The sequence below is a fragment of the Micromonospora sp. DT229 genome, from assembly GCF_049844505.1.
GTDB lineage: Bacteria > Actinomycetota > Actinomycetes > Mycobacteriales > Micromonosporaceae > Micromonospora.
In genome coordinates, this window is sequence record NZ_JBNCLD010000015.1 from 1 (window position 1) to 21,415 (window position 21,415).

Annotated in this window: 12 protein-coding genes; 11 read left to right on the top strand and 1 reads right to left on the bottom strand. The window is 67.1% G+C overall.

Going from position 1 to position 21,415, the window contains the following annotated elements; all coding sequences use genetic code 11:
- Positions 1-87 precede the first annotated feature (87 nt).
- The 11 genes from ACLQ2T_RS21425 to ACLQ2T_RS21475 all read left to right on the top strand — a co-directional run bounded on the left by ACLQ2T_RS21425 (position 88) and on the right by ACLQ2T_RS21475 (position 20,830).
- Complete coding sequence (locus tag ACLQ2T_RS21425) at positions 88-1,779, top strand: hypothetical protein (protein WP_425768131.1); 1,692 nt, start codon at positions 88-90, stop codon at positions 1,777-1,779.
- 34 nt (positions 1,780-1,813) lie between these two features.
- Positions 1,814-2,578, top strand: coding sequence for an alpha/beta hydrolase (locus ACLQ2T_RS21430; RefSeq protein ID WP_425768132.1), 765 nt, complete (start codon positions 1,814-1,816; stop codon positions 2,576-2,578).
- Positions 2,557-4,272, top strand: coding sequence for a formylglycine-generating enzyme family protein (locus tag ACLQ2T_RS21435; protein WP_425768133.1), 1,716 nt, complete (start codon positions 2,557-2,559; stop codon positions 4,270-4,272). The genes ACLQ2T_RS21430 and ACLQ2T_RS21435 overlap by 22 nt, the downstream gene beginning before the upstream one ends.
- Complete coding sequence (locus ACLQ2T_RS21440) at positions 4,269-5,540, top strand: aspartate aminotransferase family protein (RefSeq protein WP_425768134.1); 1,272 nt, start codon at positions 4,269-4,271, stop codon at positions 5,538-5,540. Before ACLQ2T_RS21435 ends, ACLQ2T_RS21440 begins: the two co-directional genes overlap by 4 nt.
- Positions 5,537-6,592: a Gfo/Idh/MocA family protein gene (locus tag ACLQ2T_RS21445; protein ID WP_425768135.1), complete on the top strand. Its 1,056-nt coding sequence runs from the start codon at positions 5,537-5,539 to the stop codon at positions 6,590-6,592. The genes ACLQ2T_RS21440 and ACLQ2T_RS21445 overlap by 4 nt, the downstream gene beginning before the upstream one ends.
- Before the next feature lie 511 nt (positions 6,593-7,103).
- On the top strand, positions 7,104-8,723 hold the full coding sequence (locus ACLQ2T_RS21450) for a 3'-5' exonuclease (protein WP_425768136.1): 1,620 nt from the start codon (positions 7,104-7,106) through the stop codon (positions 8,721-8,723).
- Positions 8,724-8,726: 3 nt separating this feature from the next.
- Positions 8,727-12,554 carry a protein kinase domain-containing protein gene (locus ACLQ2T_RS21455; RefSeq protein ID WP_425768137.1) on the top strand — a complete coding sequence of 1,276 codons (3,828 nt, stop codon included), beginning with the start codon at positions 8,727-8,729 and terminating at the stop codon, positions 12,552-12,554.
- Entirely contained in the window at positions 12,551-14,194 is a 1,644-nt protein-coding gene (mads7, locus tag ACLQ2T_RS21460; RefSeq protein WP_425768138.1) for a methylation-associated defense system protein MAD7, read from the top strand. The genes ACLQ2T_RS21455 and mads7 overlap by 4 nt, the downstream gene beginning before the upstream one ends.
- On the top strand, positions 14,191-19,125 hold the full coding sequence (locus ACLQ2T_RS21465) for a helicase HerA domain-containing protein (protein WP_425768139.1): 4,935 nt from the start codon (positions 14,191-14,193) through the stop codon (positions 19,123-19,125). The genes mads7 and ACLQ2T_RS21465 overlap by 4 nt, the downstream gene beginning before the upstream one ends.
- Before the next feature lie 209 nt (positions 19,126-19,334).
- A complete protein-coding gene (locus ACLQ2T_RS21470) occupies positions 19,335-20,483 on the top strand; it encodes a TRAFAC clade GTPase domain-containing protein (protein WP_425768140.1) in 1,149 nt (382 codons plus the stop codon).
- On the top strand, positions 20,480-20,830 hold the full coding sequence (locus ACLQ2T_RS21475; RefSeq protein ID WP_425768141.1) for a hypothetical protein: 351 nt from the start codon (positions 20,480-20,482) through the stop codon (positions 20,828-20,830). The genes ACLQ2T_RS21470 and ACLQ2T_RS21475 overlap by 4 nt, the downstream gene beginning before the upstream one ends.
- A 61-nt stretch (positions 20,831-20,891) precedes the next feature.
- Here the strand turns inward: ACLQ2T_RS21475 and ACLQ2T_RS21480 are convergent, their stop codons facing one another.
- Positions 20,892-21,410 carry a DUF6933 domain-containing protein gene (locus ACLQ2T_RS21480; protein ID WP_425768142.1) on the bottom strand — a complete coding sequence of 173 codons (519 nt, stop codon included), beginning with the start codon at positions 21,408-21,410 and terminating at the stop codon, positions 20,892-20,894.
- Positions 21,411-21,415: the final 5 nt, after the last annotated feature.

Genomic DNA, 21,415 nt, shown 5'->3' on the forward strand with positions numbered 1-21,415 from the left:
CCTTCCATGATGAACATCCTCCCGAGGAGCACACAGCCCCTCTGAGCTGGGATGTCCGTCAAACCGGGTCAGGCCCACAGTCCGGCTTTGTCAGCTACTTCCGCCGAGCACAAGGCCGAGGCGCTACGTGCCCACCTGGCTGACCATCCGGCTGTCCTGGTCGTCGACAACCTGCGGCTGACCGCCGCTGATGCGCAGCATCTGATCGACTTCCTCAGGACCTTGCCGAGCGGCTCGCTGGCCATCGTTAGCGCCAACACTCCCGGTCGACTGCCGGCGCCGCGGGTGCTGCTGCAGGAGCTTCAGTTGCAGTACATGCAGGAGTTGCTGCTTCGGGAGGCCCGGCGCCGTAGCGTTCCGGAGATCGTCGGCGCTGATGCTGCCACGTTCGAGCGTATCCATCGGTTGCTCGGCGGTAATCCGAGGGCGATTGAGCTGTTCGTGCTGGCCTGTTCGCGAGACGGCCGGAGTCTTTCGGACCGGCTTGGTCAGCTTGAGAGCGGGTCGACGCAGTTGGCTGATGCGTTATTCAGTGTGGTGTGGCAGGAAGTGAACGAGATGGGGCGCAGCCTGCTGCGTGTGTGCGCGTACCTGGGCGGCAGCGCCGACGCTGAGCAGCTGCGAGTGGCGCTCGCGGTCCCGGCGGCAGACGTGGGCGCCCTCGTCGAGCGGCTGTGGTCCGATGGGCTGCTCTCGTCGCGCCAGCAGCACGGCGTGACGGTGTACACATGCTCGGCTGCGCTGCGGCTATTCGTGCTCAACCGCACAGCGTCCGGCGAGACTGTGTCATTTGCGGGAAGGCTGGCGGAGCACTTCATCGCCCGCTTCAGCCAGGACTGGGAGGACGCGGCCGGCGCCGGCGCGCACATCGAGGCGATACGGCTGCTCGTCCGCGACCTTCACCGGCATGAGGCGTATGAGCAGTGCGTGAAGCTGTTCGAGGTCACGCTGGACATCTTCTTCACGTTGGGTCTGTTCGACGACCGTATCGAACTCGGTTGGGTCGCGTACGAGGCAGCGACGGCGCTGGGGAACGATGAGCAGCGTTCGCTGGCCTTGTCAGTGATCTCATCTACGCACGCGGTGCGCGGTGAGGCTGAGGAGGCGGCTCGCACAGCCCAGCTGGGGCTCGGTATCGCCCGGGACGCGGGCTCGGCACGGGAGATCGCCCGACAGCTCCGGTGCGTCGGCTTCGCACTGTTCCGAGCCGGCCAAGCGGCCGAAGCCCTCGCCGTGGTCAAGAACCCTCAGGAAGATGCCGAGGAGATGGCCCGGGCAGCTGGCGACCCGAACAACATGATCGACATACAGTCGCTGGTCGGAGCCGCCTACTGGCATCTGGGCGAGCTGGATTCGTGTGAGCAGACGGTGCGCCGGTTCCTGGAAGCCTGTGAGCAGTTGCCCTGGGAGCGGGGCAAGGCATACGCGATCAGGGATCTGGCGGAGGTGAGTCTGATGCGGCGGGCGTTCGCGGACTCGGGTCTGCTGCTTCGTCAGGCGCGGCAGATCGCTGAGGAATACCGCGACGTCCGTCAGCTGGTCCGCATCGACCTGACCGATGCTCGGCTGAACCTCTTCCGGGGGCGCCTGCTCAGAGCACACGGGCACGCGCGTAAAGCCGCTGTAAACGCACGGCAGCTGTCGCTGTCTGGCGAGCAGTCCGAAGCGGAGGCCACCTCGCGCTATGCGACCCGAGCGCTGTTCATGCCGTGGCTGTGGCTGGCCGCGTACCGGCGTCCGAGAATCAGGTTCACCAGCCAGACGGTCGGCGGCGACTGATTGCGCGCCACCGAGAGATGAGGAGCAGGTTTTCATGATCCAGCAGACACGTCACCGGATCGGTGTGGGCAATGACGAGCTCGCTGCCGTCGTCGCGACACCGACCACCGGGTCGCCGCAACGGATGGTCATGATGCTGCACGGCGGACCGGGTGGGCAGAAGGACGGGCCGGCTGACCTCTACGCCGACCTTGCCGCGCGTCTCGGCGCTGCCGGGATCGCGTCCGTGCGCTTCGACTTCCGCGGCTGCGGCGAAAGCACCGGCAGCTACCGGGACATGACCATCGCCCGACAGGTTGAGGACCTGCGAGCGGTCCGCAGTTTCGCCGATGACCGGTATCAGCCGACCGCATGGGCGCTGGTAGGGGAGAGCTTCGGCGCCACCGTCGGCCTGGCCGGCTACGACCCGGCATACCGGGCGGTCGTGCTGCTGTGGCCGGCCATCTGGCTGCTCGACGGCGCGTTCGAATCCTACGTGAGTGAGGAGAACCTCAGCGCGGCGCGGCGCGACGGTTATGTGGATCTCGACGGCGAGCAGATCGGCGTGGCTTTCCTCGACGAGCTGCAGGACGTGCAGGACATCAGCGCACCGCTGCGTGGCTTGTCCACGCCGGTGCTCTTCGTTCACGGGGAGGCCGACCACGAGGTGCCATTCGGGCAGAGCGTGCGCGCAGCCGACCTGGTCTCAGGACCGCACAAGGTGGTCGGGGTACCCGACGGCGATCACTGCCTCGAAGAACCGCAGGAACGCGAAATCGTGTACCGCGAGACGGTGACATGGCTCCGCGAATACCTGTAAGTATCGGCGCACTATTTCTCGCGCCGACCACCTACCGGCACCTGCCAGCGATCGGCTGGGCGGCGCACGGCGAGATGCAGGCCGAGCTGCGCTGGCAGCTCGATCACCACTTCGACAGCAAGATCATCGTGATTGCCGACCGGCGACTCGGCAACCCTGCCGCCGCCCGCCGCGCCATCGACGATGCCAGGAAGGCTCTCGGCGGGCAGGATGTGCTGCTGGTCTGCCTGGCGGGCCACGCTGTCACGTTCACCCGTCGCGACGGCGATATCACCGCGTTGGCGCTGCCCGGCTCCGTTCCGGGACGCCCCAACAGCATGCTTCGGATCGATGAGCTGTCGGCGGTCGTTCTTCCAGAAGCGGGAAAGCCGGTCATCGTCTGCGCAGACCTCGTCTCCACTCGCGACACGGTGGGCGCCTTCGCCCCCGCGTTTGCGGGCGCCTTCGTGCTCGCATCGCCATCCGCCGCGGATACGAGGCCCGAGAGCACCTGCCACGATGCCCTCGCTGCGGTCCTCGGCGACCTCGCAGCCTCGGGAACCCAGCAGGCAGTGCCGCACCTGCTGGACCTCGCCCGGCAACGCGTCGTCGCCGCAGGCGGGAGCCCTCACCTCGCCGTCGGCGCGAGCCAGGCTGCGATCACGTCCCGGTACGTCAGCGAGCAACTGCCCGATTACGTCCGCGAGGATCTCATATCGCCCGACCCGGGTTCCCGCCTCGACGCGGTCACCGAACTCGCCGCGCTGGCCGCATCTACCCCGTTCGCGCGCGCCAGCCTCCTGCGGCTGGCGGCCAGCGAGCGCGCCGAGGCCGTCCGCAGCTATGCGGACACGATGTCACGGCAGGACCGGCAGCCGTCGCTGCGTCAGTTGCTGGCCGACGGCGTCATCCCACGCGAGGTCCACGAAGCAGCGCTGAAGGAACCGGCGGTACCCGACCTGCTGCCGTGCACCGGCGGCGAGGTGATCCTCGGCGTCGACGCACCGGACGGACAGGACGACTGCCGCCCACGACACACAGTTCGCCTCCAGCCGTACCGGCTGGCCCGCACCGTAGTGACCAACCGCCAATATCTTGCCTTCCTCGCAGCCGAGGGCGGCCCCTGCCCCGACCACTGGCAGGCCGACGACTCGCTGTGGCGGGACGACCTTCCCGTGGTCATGGTGTCCTGGCTCGACGCCTCGCGCTACTGCGCCTGGCTGACCCGCCACCTGCATCACACCAGGGCGCTGGCTCCGGAACAGCGCATCGTCCTGCCCAGCGAAGCGCAGTGGGAGGCATCCGCAGGCAACGACCGAGGCCGGCGACACCCCTGGGGAGACGTACCCGATCCACGTCGGGCCAACATCCGCGCCACCGGCATCGGCGCGGTCCTCGCCCCCGGCAGGTTCTCCCCGGACGGCGACAACGAGGCCGGCTGCCAGGATCTGATCGGCAACGTCTGGGAATGGACCCGCAGCCTCTGGGGGCACAGCGGACACCAACCGACATTCGGCTATCCCTATCGCCACGACGACGGACGCGAGATGGCCAGCACCCGACCGGGGGAGCGATACGTCATCCGCGGCGGAGCCTTCTACTACGCCACCGAGTGCGCGAACTCGTTCACCCGCAACCGCATGCTCGCCACCGATCGCCACCCCGCGGGCGGGTTCAGGGTGGCGTCCACCAACGCCAGGGAGACGACGTCGTGAGCGGCCAGGCGCATTGGGATGAGGAGATGACCGTCCTCGGACCGGGCATCTCCGAGGCGGTCCGGTGGGCAGGTCTCGCCGTCACCGAAGCGGCAGGGATGCACCTCACAGACACCAGCGGGCGCAGGATCGCCGACCTCATGGGCGCCGCCGGCGTCAACCTCCTCGGCCATTCGCATCCGGCGTATGTCGAAGCCCTGACCCGACAGATAGGCAGCTGGATGATCGGAGCGCACGCCAGCGACGCCCGGCTGGAGATGACGCGCCTGCTGCGGCACCTGCTGCCGGCTCACCTTGACCGCATACAGCTGTACAGCAGCGGCAGCGAGGCCGTCGAATCGGCCATCCGGCTGGCGAAGTCCGCGACCGGCCGCTTCGAGATCCTCTCCTTCTGGCAGTCCTTCCACGGCCGCACACTGGGCAGCCTCGCGCACACCAGCGGGGCACGCACGGGCCTCGGACCCACCGCACCCGGGAGCATCAGCGCCCCATACGCGAACTGCTCACGTTGCCCCCTGCGCCTGACCTCGCCAGCCTGCGGGTTCGCCTGCATCGACCTCGCCCGCGACATCCTGCGTGAGCAGTCCACCGGATCCCTCGCAGCGATCCTGGTCGAACCCGTTCAAGGCCGGGCAGGCAACGTGGTGCCGCCTACGGGCTACCTCCGTGCCCTGCGCCGCCTCGCCGACGAACATGGCGCACTGCTCATCGCCGACGAGTCCATGACCGGCATGGGCCGCACGGGCACCATCCTCGCCAGCGACCAACCAGACGTACGTCCCGACGTCGTCGTACTCGGCAAGGGCCTCGGCAACGGATACCCTGTCTCCGCCATCTGCGCCTCGACGGACCTCATGCAGCGGGGCCCATTCGGAGCCCCCAGCGCCAGCTCCTCCAGCTACGGCGGCTTTCCGCTGGCGTGCCGTGCCGTCGCCGTCGTGGCCCAGACCGTACACAGGCAGCAGCTGGCAGACAGAGCGGGCGAGGTGGGGGCTCGGACGCTCACCCGGCTGCGCCAGGACCTCGCCGGGCTGGCGCTGGTCAGCAGCGTCCACGGTATCGGCATGGCGATCGGGATCAGCTTGAACGTCACCAGCAAGGAGCAGCTGCGCGAGGTGTTCCAGCAGCTCGTAGCCGCCGGAGTATTGGTCATGACCGGAGGGCACACCCTACGGCTCTACCCGCCGCTAACCGCCGACGAGACCGAACTCACCGCAGCCGTGGACACCCTCGTGTCAGTGCTACAGCGCTACAAGGCCCCGACATGATCAACGTTGGTGTCATCGGATACGGGCGGGCAGGCGAAGCCCACGCCCGGTGCTACGACACCATGCCTCAGACCCGGATCGTAGCCATCCTCGACCCCACGCCAACACGGCGCGACGCCGCGCGAGCCCGCTTCCCGCACGCCGCCGTGGCAGCCACTCTCGACGACATCGACGTGAATATCGACCTGGCGCTGATTTGCACGCCGCCGACCAGCCACGAGGCATACACCGAGCAGGCGCTCATGCGCGACGCCCACGTGTTCTGTGAGAAGCCCACTTTCCTCGACCCCGGCAACGGAGCGAAGTTGATCGCGCTTGCCCGGCAACGTAACAGGATCATCTACCCCGGCCACAACTACGTACACTCGCCGCTGCTACAGCGTCTCCGCGAACTCGGCGCTCCCGAACGAATCGGACCCCTGCAGCGCATCGACATGAGAATCGAACGCCCCACATCGGCAAGCGGATCTCCGGACTGGAACCCGTCGTGGCGCCGCAACCCCGCAGACTCCGGGGGAGGCGTACTTGTCGATCACGGCACGCACTGCGTATACCTTGCCGAATGGCTGACCGGGATGCATGTCCACCTGGTCGGCTGCACGATGGGATACAGCACCCCGGGGGTAGAGGACCACGTCGAGTTAGTGCTCGACATGAGCGGCAAGATCGAAGCCCACATCCTGCTCTCATGGCGAGCCCCGCACCGGAGGAACACCTACAGCCTCACCGGCACACACGGCACGGTCGTCCTGAACGACGACACCCTCGTCGATGACAGCCCCACCGGGCGGCGAACCTGGCGACTGGCCGAGACGCCAGGGAGTCGCCACGCCCACGACGACTGGCTACCCGCCCTCGCCGATGATGTACTCCGCCAGGTGACCTCCGCTGCCCTGGAAGCAGAGCTGGCGCGATCCGCGCTCGTCGTCGCACACGCGATCACAGCGGCCTATGCATCAGCCGCTCAGGGTGGCCTGCCGCACCGCCTGCCGGGCACACTCAGCCCCGGCGATACTTATCGCGTGTGCCCAGGTCGTGCCTCAGCGGTTTGATTGTCGTGTCTCCGACAGTGCCGGCCCGGAGGAGGATTGGTGTGAGGCCGAGAATGTGGAGGCTGTGAGGTGGAAGGCTCAGTGCTGATGGATTCGGCCACGAGGACCGCAGGGCGTCTTCAGCGACGGCATCCGACTCCGATCCAGACAGCTTCGGTGTGGCACGAATACTGGGCCTGGTGGCGGCCGCACCTGCCCGCTGACGTGCCCCGATGGTCGATGACGGCGATGTGGAGCGCATCATGGTGGTGCGACCTCACGCTGCGATCGACTACCCGAGCAGCACGAGCACGGGTGGATTCTCGACGCTTGGGATCCGACTGACGGTCTTCTGAGGGGCAGCGGGACCAACAATTCACGGGGACCCGTGGGTCCCTCCAGTCACGCTGCGTTCTCAGAAGGTCGGGTCAGGCGGCGCTACGAGGCCATCGTAAAGACACCCGTCGTACTAGCATGTCGCTGCACGCACCTCTGGGCTACGAGGAGAGGATGCGTTCGGTACGGAGGGAACATGAGTGGGGGGCGACTTGGCGGCATGGCGTCCGGGGGACCTACGAACGCACTGCTGCAGCGGCTGATCCGAATCCTCGACCCTGATGTCTTCGTCCTACGGGGAGACGGCAGCGACCGGCCGGACCTCATCGTCGTCGACGAGCGGCGGGGTGTCCTGATCGTCGACGTGGACATCGACGGCACCAGTCCGGGGGTGCGGGAGCCCTTCGTCCGTCTGAACCGGAAGATAGCGGAGCTTCGGGAAGTGGCGCCGGTGCTGGAGGTGGCACACCCGCACCGACTGGTCCTCCTCGGCGCTTGCGTGGAGAAGGTGATCACTGCGGGTGCGCGTCTAAAGGCGATGAGCCCTGTCGACCTGGAAGTCGGTGACTGGCTAAGTCACCTTGAGCCCAGGCCCATCTCGGCAAGGGATGCTGAAGCCCTACGATCCGCTCTGGCGCCCTCGCTCTCCTTCGACCTGCGCGCTCGGCGTGGCGCGGCCGACCCCGGTCGGAGCGATCGGCTCCGGCGGCGGGTCAGCCTGGACGCGCAGCAGGCGGTCGCGGCCACCGGCCCGGTCGCCGATGTCCTCGTCGTGACAGGGCCGCCGGGCAGCGGCAAGACGCTCGTCCTCGCGGGGCGGGCGAGACATCTCGCCGCCCATCACCCTGACTGGCGGATCGTGCTGCTCTGCTACAACCGGACCTTGGCGACCTACCTGGGCGGGCTCGTCGCCGACTGTTCCAACATCGAGGTCGAGACGTTCGGGAGGTTCTCCCACGGCCAGGGTCACCGCATCGACCTAGAGGACGACGGGCGTGCCCTGCAAGACCTGGCGAAGGCTCGCGGGCGGGGGATTCCCCAGAACGTAGACGCCCTGCTCATCGACGAGGCTCAGGACTTCGGCGAGGCTTGGCTCGGATTCGCCCTGGAGACTGTGCGGCCCAGAGGTGGTGGCACGACCATCGGGATGGACGAGCGGCAGGCCCTGTACCGCGACGGGTTCGCCTACTCGGCGTTGGCCGGAAGGGACGTGGAATACCTCCGACTGGACCGCGCCTATCGCAGCACCCCGCAGATCCTCACCGCGACCGCTGCCGCGTACCCCGACATTGGTTTGCCCGAAGTGGACGGTGAAGTCCCGGACGGGGAGCCCGTCGAGCTGATCTGGGCGGCCACCTGGGACGAGCAAGCAGCTGCCGTCGCATGGGAGGTGCGACGGATGATTGACTCGGGGGAGCGACAGGCCGGGGACATCGCCATCCTGATGTCGCAGTGGCGTGGCATGACCCGTCGGCTGCGCGACGCGCTGGACGAGGCCGAAGTGCCTTACGTCGTGGTCAGCCGCACCGCCATGTCATCCTTCGACCCGGACTCGCCAGCGGTCAAGATCATGACTGTCCACGGTGCAAAGGGCTACGAGTTCGACGTGGTCGTCATGGTCGGTCTCGAGACTGTCCCCGACATGCAGACCTCGCCTGTCGGCTCGGCTAACTGGGCGCGAGTGGGCCTCGTCGGGATGACGCGGGCCCGCGACCAGCTTCTTGCGGTGTACACCAAGGACACCCCGGTCCTTGAGCGGCTGCAGAAGTGCGAGAGCGTACGCAGCTGGACGTGGCCTGACGACTACGAAAGGTGATCCGTGGCGCGATTAACGGTGATGGGCGACTACCAGGGGCCGGGCGAGCAAAAGACCGCGGAGACGCTGGCACGTGACCTCCCGGCGGCATGGGAGATCTTTGCGGGGCGCAAGCTCAGCGGACCTACCCGCGACGACCTCGACCTAGTCGTTGTGGGGGAGCGCGCCGTGTTCGTCTTGGAGGAGAAATCATGGGGGCCTGAGGTCGTCCTGGGTGACCAAATCTGGCGGGTGCGCAGACAGGAGCGGCGTAACCCTCTAGACCGGGTCGGCCACCTCGCTCGGGTGCTCGCCGGGCAACTTGGCAGGCGTGTGCCAGGTTACAGCGGAGTTGGCCGGGGGCGGCACCTTGTCGTGTCGGGTGTGATCCTCTCCCATGACCAGGTCAGGATCCTGCCGGACAGCTCCTTTGCCGATGGCGACGTGGTGCGACGGCTGCCCGAGGCGGCCGAGTGGCTGATCAACTGGGACGCCTCATTTGGCCCAGAGTTGAAGACTGTCCGCGAGCACATCGTCGTGTTCCTGGAAGGGCTGGAACATCGGGAACAGCGTCCCGAGCGGATTGGTCCGTACGAGGTAGTGGAGGAGCTCGCGCCGTTGGGGAATGGCCGCTGCTTCCACGCCCGGGATGGGCAACGCACCGTGATCCTGCGCTGTTACCCCATGCACGGGTGGGGGCCGGACTCCGCGCCAGAGCCGGTCATCGAGCGGGAGCGCCTTGCTCTGGATCGTCTGGAAGAACGGGAACGGGCCTGGCAGATCCACCCGAGCTTCGAGGACGAGGCACGACAGTGGGTCGTCGTACCGGTCGTGCCGGCCAAGGGGAAGAGCCTGGCCACGTCGGTGCGGATCAACGATCCCGCGCGGTCTGGGCGTGTTCCGCCTCGGCAGGTTGCCATCGACGTGGTGGCCGACGCGTTCCGGGGCTTGGCAGAGGTCCACGAGGAGGGTCTGCTGCACCGTGGGTTGTGCCCGTCGCGGGTCTTTCTCGGCAAGGGACTGCGGGTTAAGTTCAGCGACTTCTTCCTTGCCAGGGTGGACGGCGCGCAGACCATCGCGCCGGATCTGTCCGTGGACGCGGACGCGGGGGTGCCGTACCGGGCGCCGGAGTGCAGGAGCTACATCGGCTTCGCTACCGAGGTGTCTGACGTCTACGCGCTGGCGCTCGCGCTGGCCGGATGGGTGCTCGGCGAGTTGCCCCCCGAACCGGACGTCGAGGCTGTTCGTTCGGCGATCATGGGCGTCCCGGTCATCGGCGAGGTGCTGCAGGTCTGCCTCGACGCCAACCCTGAGCGTCGCCCCGAGGCGGCCGTCGCGGTACGGCGCATCGAGGAGGCGCAATCCGGAACGGTACCGCCGGGACGCCCCGGGGCGGCGTCTGCGCAGGGTCTCGGGCAACCCTCCGATGGTCAGCTGGTCTTTCAGGTCGGTGCGGTCGTCGCCGGCCGGTACGAGATACTCGAGAGTCTCGGCCACGGTGGCTTCGCCCGGACCTGGAAGGTTCGCGACACTAACACCGATACGCTGCGGGTGATCAAGCAGTTCCACGAGGATGTCTCGCCTGACTTCGCACGACTTGAGTACGCCGTCGCTGACCGGATCAACCACGACAACTGTGCGCGGGTCTACGACATGGACACGCGCCCGCCGGGTTACCTGGTGCTGGAGTTCGTCCCGGGGGAGAACCTCAAAAAGTTCGCCGAAGCCGGCCAGCCCAGCGCCGAACAGTATCGCGCAATTGCGCTCGACATCTTGGCGGGCCTGGCCTACCTGCACGGCCATAATGTGGTGCATCGGGACATGTCGCCGGCCAACGTCATCGTTGGCGCTGACGGACATGCCAAGATCATCGACTTCGGTGTCTCGGGTCCGGTACAAGGCACCACCGTGGTCGGGACACCGCCGTTCATGGCACCGGAACTGCGTACCGGGTTGGGCGCCACCGCGCAGAGCGACCTCTATGGGCTCGCCGTGACGATGATCTACACCATGCTCGGACGCTATCCCTACGCGGGTGACCCCGCGCGCAACGACGACCGCCGGGATCAGCTCATCGCGCTGACGGACGATGAGCGGCAGTCCTGGGGGCCGCTCGGCGCGGCCATACTCGATCTGCTGTTCACCGCGGCCGACGTTGACCCCGCTCGCCGTCAGTCGTCCGCCGGCGAACTGGCCGGGCAACTTAGCCTCCTCGACGAGATTCCCCAGGTGGCTGGTGAGAACCTCGTCAACCAGACGGTCAACCACCTGCGCGGCCTCTACCGGGCCAGCACGGTGGGCAACAGCGGCAATCGCGGTCTGGACGAGCAGTTCGCCCGCGACACCTATGTGCCGACGCTGCTCGACACCCGGCTGTTGCCCGCCGTGGTTGACGGCCATGTACGTCTCGTGCTGCTCACCGGAAACCCCGGCGATGGCAAGACGTCCTTTCTCGTGCAGGTCGGCGAGGAGTTACGACGCCGTGGCGCCGAGGTCATCGGACAAGACGCGGCGGGATGGCGGCTCAGGGTCGACGGCCACACGTACGTCGCGGTCTACGATGCCAGCGAATCCCATGAGGGCAAGTCGTCGGATGAGCTGATACGTGCTGCTTTGGATCCCGCGCCAGGCGAAGACCCGGCCCGCCACACGGTCCTGCTGGCGATCAACGACGGTCGACTGCTCCAGTTCTTCAACGAAAACGAGGACCTGTACGAGGACGAGGCCGCTGAGATACGTCGGCAGTTGGCCGGAAGCCTGCCTGGCAACCAGGGGGTCGCCCTGATTGACTTGAAGCGGCGAACGCTCGCGTCCCGTCCTGACGACACCAGTCTTGCGGGTCGCATCCTGGACACCTTCACCGAGGAACGGCTGTGGGCCGTCTGCCAAGGATGCCTGTCGAGGGAAATCTGCCCGATGTTGCGCAATGCCACGTCCTTGCGCGGGTCGGCGCGGGACGCAGTAGAGGAGCTGGTGGCCACCTCCCACCTGCGCCGCCACCGGAGAGCTACGTTCCGCGACGTGCGCTCCGCGTTGGCCTGGCTGATCACCGGCGACCGCTCGTGTGACAGCGTCCACGATGCGCGTGAGCAGGGCATGGACCTTCGCAGGGCGGACAACGCGCTCGTCGAGGACCTGGCCTTTCACCCTGGCTCGGTCGACTACCTCGTGCAGGAGTGGACCGACCTGGACCCGGCCCACACCGTCGCCCCCAACGTGGAGCGCGCCTCTCGGACGGATCGGCAGATGACGGCGGATCCCGCGAGCTTCACCGAGCGAGACCGGCAACGCGCCCAGCGTCAGGTGTTCTTCGGCCTGTGGAACCCGGGGCTGGAGCGCTCGACGGTGCGCGCCTACCGCTACCTCGACGAATTCCAGGCCGCCCTGGACGCGTCCTCGGTTCAGGCTCGGGAACTGATGCGCGGCAGGGTGCTGCTTGGCCTGAGCCGACTCCTCGGAGCCCATGGCTATCAGGGAGACAACCTCGCTGTCGCGGACCAGGGCGCTGGTGGAACCTGGGCTGTCCTCAAAGAGATCCCGGCCTCGGAGTTCAGTCTGGAGCAGGTCTCCCGGCCGTCAGAGTACGTCGAGTCGGCTCCGGACGCCCTGCGCCTGCGGCATCGTGACGGTGCTGCCCTATTGCTGACATTGGACACCGCCGAACTGGTGCTGCGCCTTACTGACGGCGACCTGATCAGTGACAGCGCCTCCGACTCGGTGCGGCAGGAAATCGAGACGTTCGCCGCGGCACTACGACATAGTCCGGCACACGCGGTGCGCATCGTCAACCCCGCCGGGGCGGCACGCCGCGCGATCATCGACGACCGACGGATCAGGTTGGAGCCGGCATGACCATCACCCTTCCCAAGGAGTTGCGTAGCCTGGAGTTCACCGAGCTCACCATGGTCGAGCTCAACGACATCGACATCGACCGTCTTCTGCCGCATCTGTGGGAGCTGATCGTCAAGCAGGGGCGAATCGCGCCGTCGCGAACGAATGCCGAGGACTACGATCACTACCTGCGTGCTCTGGCCGCCGACAGCCGCCTCGACGGCTTCGACACCGACCAAAGCCGCAAGGTCCTGGACGGCTGGCTCCGCTCCTCAGTCGTCCGCATCGGCGCCACGGGCCGCGGTCGGTCCGGCTCGAAGATGGACTACGTACTGCCGCTGACGATCGCGAGCTACCGCGCCGGACTGCCAAAGTCGCGCAGCCGGCACCGCCACGCGGAAACTCTCGTCTACGACTTGCTAATCGACGAACTCCAACGCCGGAGCGTCGAGGCGCCCGAGAGTAACCTGCACGAGCGGTTCCGGCATGCTGTCGGCGGCGGTGTGCACATCGGCACCCCCGCCACCTGGGTCGCGACGTACGACGGTAAGTCCGACATCGACATCAATGCACTGTTGTCGCTGTACTTTCTGGAACAGTTCGAGCCGTCCAGCGCCCTCGACAAGACGAGGGACTTCCGCGGAAGTGCCGTGCCGGGTGCGACTCGGGAACTCGCCAGTGATCTGCTGGACTACCTGACGGCGTACAGCGGGAGGCTGACGCCGTCGGCGTTCATCGACCGCTTCGCCGCGCTGATCTCCCTGCGGCTCTTCCAGCTGCCGCTGCGCGTCGCCCGATCGATGCGCCACCTGTTGAAAACCGGCGAGAAGTCCGAGGACATGGGGGACGACCTGACGGGCGTCAATCCATTGGAGCTGTACTGCGACTTCACCGGGGTGCGCGGCTCGGCCTCGGATGAACTGGCGCGCCAGTGCGTCCAGCGTGATCTGGAGATCACACGCGGCTTCCTGCCCGACCGGCTGCTGCTGCGCTCGCTGCGCGACGCGGTGGCGATGCTCGGTAAGCGTGGGCAGGAGATGAAGTCGCTGCCGATGGCAGACAGTCTGGTCGAAATGGTCCGGGAGAAGGACAACCCGCTGGTCAGCGCTTATGCCGTCATCAAAATGCAGGCAATTGAGCAGGAGACCCGTGACAGCAGCGTCGGCACCGACGAGGACCTCGACCTGATCGCCAGGATCACCGCGTCGGCCGCGCGCCCTCCGGTGGAGCAGCTCACCCAGCTGCTCATCGAGGGCCTGGCGGGAAAGGGATTGGAGAACCAGATCCGGTGGTTCTGGTCCACCGGTGGCGTCCAGAAGCCCTACGGCCTGCTCACCGGTGCCTTGACGTCCCGGCGCTCCTGGCGCTACGCGCCGTCCGATGACCTGATCGTCGCGTTGTTGCTGGTCTGCTTCACCCAAAGCGACGGGCGCCGTACCCGGCCCTCGATGCCTATCGCCGATTTGCTACTCCAACTGCGCGCTCGCTTCGGAATTCTCATAGACCGCCCGCCTGCAGCCTTCGACAGCGTGGACAACCGCGCTGCCGCGGCATCGAACCTTGAGGCGTTCAAGCGCCGGCTTCAGCTGCTGGGCTGCTTTGACGGTCTCAGCGACGACTTCTCCGCCCAGTTCGTCAAGCACCCGCTGGAGGCAGTGTGAATTCCGAGCTTCCACCGACGCTGATCGATTACACGGCGCAGCAGCTGAGTCAGCACATGCTCCGGCGGCAGCCCGGACACTGCGTGCGCGTTGACGACCTGATTGTCGCCGACGCGCGGGCCGTGGCCGCCCGGGTCGCCGCCGGCCTGGCCGACCCGGTCGACATCCACGTGCTCACCAAAGGAGTTCCGCAGGACACGCTGGAGATCACCCCGGATCGGGCCGTCGAGTTGCGAAACCGCAAGCGGGCACCGCTGCTCCTCTTGGTGCCGGCCGGCACGAGCCACGCTGCCAGCTCACTGGACAACTCCTTCGAGCCTGTGCCCCTGATCGAACTGCTCAAGAAAGCGACGGCCGCACTGGAGAAGCAACTGGCCTCCACCGCCGTGGCAAGTACCGTCACCGAGGTCCGTCGCGTCCTCGGCCGCGCTCGTCGGGTCGAGCCGTGGGCCCGATTCCTCGCTGCTGTGGTCGCCGACCCCAGCATCGGCACGGTGGGCCGTGAATTATGGCGGGTCGGCCTCATCCCCGATCTCGGCAAGCAGGGCATCGAGCGGCGCTTGCGACACAACGCCAAAGCGGTATCCATGCTGGCTCGTCCCCTCCGTCCGACGGCGCGGGTCGCCGACCGGCTCGTGGCCGCCGAGGTCAAGGAGGGTGACGTCCGCGAGTCCCTGTTGTCGTTCTTCGAGCGGCAGGACGCCGGCGAGCTCTCCGATCCGATCAGCTGGACGAGACAGCTCGGCGACCACCACGCCGGTACGTTGACCTTCGATCAGTGGCCGTTGACCGAGACCCAGCAGACGGCGCTGAGCGACATCGCGGTTACCCCTTTCCGTCGGGAGAACGGGTCGCTCGATCCGCAGTGCAAGCTGCGGGTCGGCGAGGGCGGCCGGCTGTACTGCGAGGTGTCCCCCGACAATCCGGGCTCCGTGGTGGTGAAGTGGACGACCGAACCAGCGAAAGTCACGTCGGTGGCCACGTGGCGGGTGGAGGTCCTGCCCCCGGCCGACCTGCGTGCGCCGGACACTGTTCCGGTTGCAGCCACCAAAGTCAGAGGGGGCAGGCGACGGGCAACCCTGCGGGTCGACGCCACCGAGGACGATCTGGCGCTCGGGACGCTCTTCGTGATCCGGGTGCGGGCGCAGGACGCCGACGGCAACGACCTGGATCTGGAGGACGGAAGGCCGGCCGCCGCAGACAGCGACCAATTTGAGATCGAACTCCACGACCACGTCCCGGAGCGCAATCCTCGCAAGGCCGGTGCGCCGTCCCTGGCGGAGGCGGTACTGAGAACGGCGGTGGAGGCCGGCGGCAGTCTTGCTGAGGACGGGGCCGCCTGGGACAGCGCCGGTCAGGTGTTCACCCTTCGGGTCGGTCGCCGCCGGATGGTCCTTATCCCGGTATCCCGGGTCATCGCCGCGCTACAGGAGCGGATGATTCGGTCGAAGGGTGAGGAGGCGGCCTTCGACGCGCACTCCCCGCTGAGCGAGGCCGTCAACGCCGTGGAGGTGTCGTCGCGGCCGCTCCGGATCCCGCCGGCTCTGGCCGACCGCCGCCGTAGGCTCCTCGCCGCCATAGGCGACTCCGCGCCGCGGGATCTAGTGGAGACGTTGGAGTGGACCGACGACCTGCGCAACCAGGCACGCAGCTATCTCCAGAGTTACCGCCGGGCGTTGGACACAGTCGCTGACGCCCAGGCACGGTCTGACCTGCTCGTGATGGACACCTTGACGGTCCGAGTAGGTACCGCGAGTGAGGACGTCCACGGGCTGGTCCTGCTGCCGACCCATCCGCTGCGCCTCGCGTGGGTGGCGGCCCACGATCGACTGCTTCGCGAGTGGGCTGCGGAGGCTGCCGCCGGATCCACGAAGGCCAAGCGGGAAGCCCTCATCGACCTCGCGCTAGTGTCCCGGCTAACACCGGCCAACTTGCCATTCACCGTGGTGGATCCGCACGGCCGACCGATGGTGTACGCGGAGGAGCTCACCCACGGAGCCGTGCTCTACCTGCCACCGGACTCAGCAGAGCCAGAGGCCGCCTCAGACGTAATCTGTGCGGCGCTGGACATCTCTCGGGCGAGCCCGGACATGTCGGCCGTTGCGCAGGCTCTCACCAACCGCATCCATAGCTATCGCAGGGCACACCCCGGCACGGGCGCGATGCGGATGATGTCGGTCAACCCCGGGTCGGGCGCAGCACTGCAGCGGGCGTTGCGTCCTATCGTCCTGCCGAGCGAGGCTCGCGATCCCGAGGAGCAGAGCCAGACTTCCGCGGCGCCCCGGATGGAAGTGATCGCGTACAGCGATCGACTGTCGTACACCGATCCTGTCAGCGAACTACGCAGGTTGCAGCTCGAGGTCGCGTCGAGTGAGACCGACCGGTCTCCGTCCCATCTCACCCCTGCCATGGGGCTGGCGGTACGTGACCTGGACCGGTTGACCGCTGACCACGAGGGCCACCACCTCGCCGTCATCCAGGACCTCGCCCGTACCCGGGTCACCGATCCGCCGACGGAAGCGGGCTCGCGCACCGCGTCCTTCCAGGACCTGCTCACGTCGACCGCGTCCCTGCGCGGAATCGGCGACGAGGCCACCAACTGGTACATCGTGCCAACGCTCAAGGCTCGTGGTGCCGGGCGACTGGAGTCGGAAATCGTCGAGGCACACCGGGCACACCAGGCTGCGGTGGCCGCCTCACTCGGTCTCGGTACCACCATCCCCGCGATCATGGTCAGCCTCGGCAGGGCCGAGTTGGACCTGCTGCGTGCCGCCCACGAACGCGCCGACTGGGTCGCGACCATCGACCACGGGATCGGATACGAGCTGTTCGAGGCCTCGGAGTCCATTGGCTTCGGCGGCGGAAGGTACCTGCTGGATTACGCCCCCGACTTCCTAGAGGGCATGGGCCGGCGACTCACCATCACCACCGGCCACGACGACGAGGTGCTGCACATCCTCGCCGACGCAATGCGTGGTCTCGGTCTGTCGCCGGAGAGCGGCGGGGCCTCCAACGTGTTGGGCCGGCTGATGGTGGTCTCCGGCCGACTGGCGCTGCGGCTGCTCGGCGACAACACGCTGGCGGACGAGGCGGTGAGCCTCGCAGCGCTGATCGCGCATTTGGAGCAGCGCAACCAGCTCGACGGACGCATAATCGTGCCGGTCGATGCGCATCCCGAAATCTTCGGCCCTCAGGCCGGCTCCGACGACGAGCCCGCGCGCCGGTGTGACCTACTGCTTATCCGGATCACGCAGCGCTCGCTGCGGATCGAATGCGTCGAGGTCAAAGCTCGGCGGGACGCGGTGCTACCACAACATCTCGCCGATCGCATTGTCGACCAGCTAGAGAACACGGAACGGGTGTTGCAGCGCCAGTTCTTCGCCACGGACCCGCCCCGCCTGGACGCCACCCTGCAGCGGGCCAGATTGGTGGGACTGCTGCACTACTACGCCGAGCGTTCCGGCCGATACGGCCTGATCGCCGCCGACAAGCTGGACGAGGTGCACCGCAACATCGACCGGCTGGAGGAACTGGCCGATCCTCCCGAACTGACCAAGCGGGGTTACGTGGTCAGTCTGCGCGGCAGCGCCGGGTTCCCCGCCAAGCATCGTGGAGTACCGATCAGCGTGCTGACCGCCGATAACCTCGGAAAGGCAGGGTTCACCGCGATCAGTGACGTCCGCCAAGCGGAGCGGATAGTGCCGAGGGAGCCCCGCCCGGCACCTTCCGCCAAGCCTCCCACCGCCCACACGGGAAGTCCGGGACGCCCGCGGGAGACCGACGGGAACGCCGACCCCGTGAAACAAACGGTTCGCCCGCAGCCGGCGCCCGCTGCGCAAGCCTCCGCGGAGAGCGAATCCCACCACGAACGGGCCAACGAGGAGGCCCGTTCGGGGCCGACGGCTGCAGGAGCCGGTGCCATTGGCGTTGAGCTCGGACAGGACGGTGGTGGCGCCCCCGTCAACTGGGAGGTCAGTACGAAAGGCAGCCCGCACGCGTTCATTCTCGGTATTCCCGGACAGGGCAAGTCGGTGACCACCCGCCGCGTCGTTCACGAGTTTGCCCGCCAGGGCCTGCCCTCGCTGATCCTGGACTTCCACGGGGACATGGCGGCCGCCCCACCCGCTGGCGCTCATGTGCTCGACGCGGCCGCAGGCCTGCCCTTCAGCCCTTTCGAACTGAACAGCACAGACCCTGGCCAGATCAGCCAGACCGCATGGGAGGTCGCGGAGGTCATCGCGTACGTATGTGGTCTGGGCGACATCCAGCGCGGCCACGTGTACAAAGCGTTGAGGGAGGCCTACCTGTCCGGCGCGGACGCCGTAGGAGCCTCGATCACTGTTCCCACGATGGAGGAGTTCGCCGACGCGGTCGAGCAGGTCGAGGAAGGGGCGCGTGGACGAAACGCCCGAGACCGCATCCGCCCGTTGACCGACTTCGGGCTGTTCTCGACAGGCCCGACGGGCGCCTTCCCTGCCGCCTGGAACGCCGGTGTCGTTATCGACCTCAGCCGGCTCAGCTTGGAGACGGTCCAGCTCGCAGCCAGTGCCTTTATCCTGCGCAAGATCTACCGTGAGATGTTCCGGTGGCAGCAAGACGGCCGGATGAGGCTCGCCGTCGTGCTGGACGAGGCTCACCGCCTGGCCAAGGACGTCACCCTGCCGAAACTCATGAAGGAAGGCCGCAAATACGGTCTGTCGGTCATCGTGGCGAGCCAGGGTGCGGCCGATTTCCATCGGGACGTGCTCGGGAATGCAGGCACCAAGATCGTATTCCGTACCAACTATCCCGCGTCCAAGGCCGTGGCGGGGTTCCTCCGGGGGAGGGACGGCCAAGATCTGAGCCAGCAGATCGAACAACTCAGCGTCGGCTCCGCCTATGTCTCGACCCCTGAGCAGGCCCAAGCGAGGCGCATCTACATGCACCAGTGACACCAGTCACCGCTGCGACTGCCGCACGGAGATGCTGTCAGCGCCGAGACGTACGGCTGTCCGCGGAAGGCGCGAAGCGGGGCCCCTCGTCATCTGTAACGACTTCGTCGGGGCGCGGGGGCTTCGTCACCCGTACCCCGCTGCCGGGGCGCCTCTCTGAGGATGGTCGGTGGTGCGTCGCGGAGTGCCTGCTTCCGTAAGATCCTGATATGCAGCTGAGCAGAGTGCTGGAGCAGCACATCGCAGTGTTCGGTGAGAGTGGCAGCGGCAAGACCGTTCTGCTCTCCTCGTTCTACGGTGCCACGCAGGAGGCCCAATACCTGCAGAAGAATCTGTTCGACGTCGTGGCAGACGACGTCGGCCAGCACACTCGGTTGCATCAGAACTACCTCGGCATGAAGAACTCGGCGCGGCGGCCCGCGCAAACCCGATTCACCACCACGTCCTACGCCTTCTCCGTCAAGATGCGGGACTCCTCCGACAACGCGGTGAAGGCAAGGCCGTTCGACGCCCTGCGCGTCATCTGGCACGACTACCCGGGTGAGTGGTTCGAGCAGAACGCGAACGGGCCGGAGGAGGCCCAGCGCCGAGTCGACACGTTCCGATCCCTGCTAAGCTCGGACGTCGCCCTCCTTCTGGTGGACGCTCAGAAGCTGCTGGACAACGCCGGCGAGGAGGAGCGGTACCTCAAGTCGCTGCTGTCCAATTTTCGCACCGGACTGCTGTCGATCAAAGATGAGCTGTTGGAAGACGGCAAGCCGCTCGTCGAGTTCCCGCGGATCTGGCTGCTGGCGCTGTCCAAGGCCGATCTCCTCCCGGATATGGACGTGTACGAGTTCCGGGATCTCCTCACCGACAAGGCCGGCGACGACCTAGACGAACTACGCAAAGTGATCGCCGGGCTGGTGGAAGTGAGCGACGCGCTGTCCGTGGGTGAAGACTTCGTGCTGCTCTCGTCCGCGAAGTTCGAGACCGGCAAGATCAAGGTGGCCGAGCGCATTGGCCTGGACCTGATCCTGCCGGTGGCCTCCATTCTTCCCTTCGTGCGACACGTCCGGTGGTCCCAGGCGATGCAGCTCCCCCGGAAGGTGGCCGAGAGTCTGCTGAGCACCGCCGGAACTCTGGCTGCCGCGCTGATCGCACGCAAGAGCTGGTTGCCTGCTCGGATCGAGAATCTGCTGAGTTTCGTCGATTCCGATCTCGTGGACGAGGCGGCCAAACTGGCCGGGGACAAGCTTCGGAAGATCAACTCCGAAGCGCTGGCCCGACATGATCACCTCACCGCCACGCTGTCCGGCTTCCGGATGGACCTGGACCGAGGTGAACGGGAGCAGGTCCTGCTACGGAGCCGTCGATGAGCATCATCTGGGCCACTCGCGGGCGGACCTGGGGGTTCCGGTTCCTCCTCAAGGGAGGACTCGAGGATCCGCTCCTTGGGTACGAGGAAGCCTTCTCGGGTGCGGGGGATGACACGGAGATCTGCCACCGGGCCGGCGCGAGGGTGGCGCTGCGTTTCCCGGACCCCCTAGACCGGAAAGACGCGGCCGGCCGGGTGATCCCTCACGAATTCGTCGTCTCCGGACCCTTGGCCGAGGAGATCGAATCGGTTGAGGACGGTCTCCGGGTGGTCTGGAGTCGGCCCGGGGTGGCCGACGAATTCGAACGGATCTGGGATTCACCCGAGCCGCCCCCGGCTCACCGATGAGCGGTGGTTGGTGCGAAGGGGCGCCCGAGACGTGCCGGGCGCCCCTTCGCTCTCTCGGCGGCTACGCGGCACCCGAGGACTTGGCTTCGGCGGTGGAGCGCACCAGCGCTGCCAGTTCGCGGTCGGGGCTGACGTTTGTGGCGTACAGGGGGCTGCAGGGCGTCGTGGCCAGCCGCAGCGAGAGTGTGACGAGGTTGGGGTGAGCGGAACCGTCGGTGTAGATCTCGGCGAGCTTGGTGAATTCGTTCATGATCCCGACGACGCTGCGGTTGGCCGTCGTGGCGAATCGGCAGTCCTGCATGTGCCGTAGCTCGTCGGCGATGAAGGCCCTGGGCACATGGTGGGCGTCGAGGACCGTCGCGATCTCGTCGGGGACGCGGGCGGGAAGGCTGCGCGCTGGTGCCAGGGGCAGCAGGACCGGTAGCAGGGTTCGCTCGTTGACCAGCAGCGCCAGCCGGGGCCGCCAGAACAACGCGGTGGCGTACCACGGGCCCAGCAGGGTCGTGTCGTGGTCTCCTTCGACAGCCCGAGGCGGGTGGGTGTGATCGAGGAGTTTCTTGGTCGCGCGTACGATCAGCATGGTGC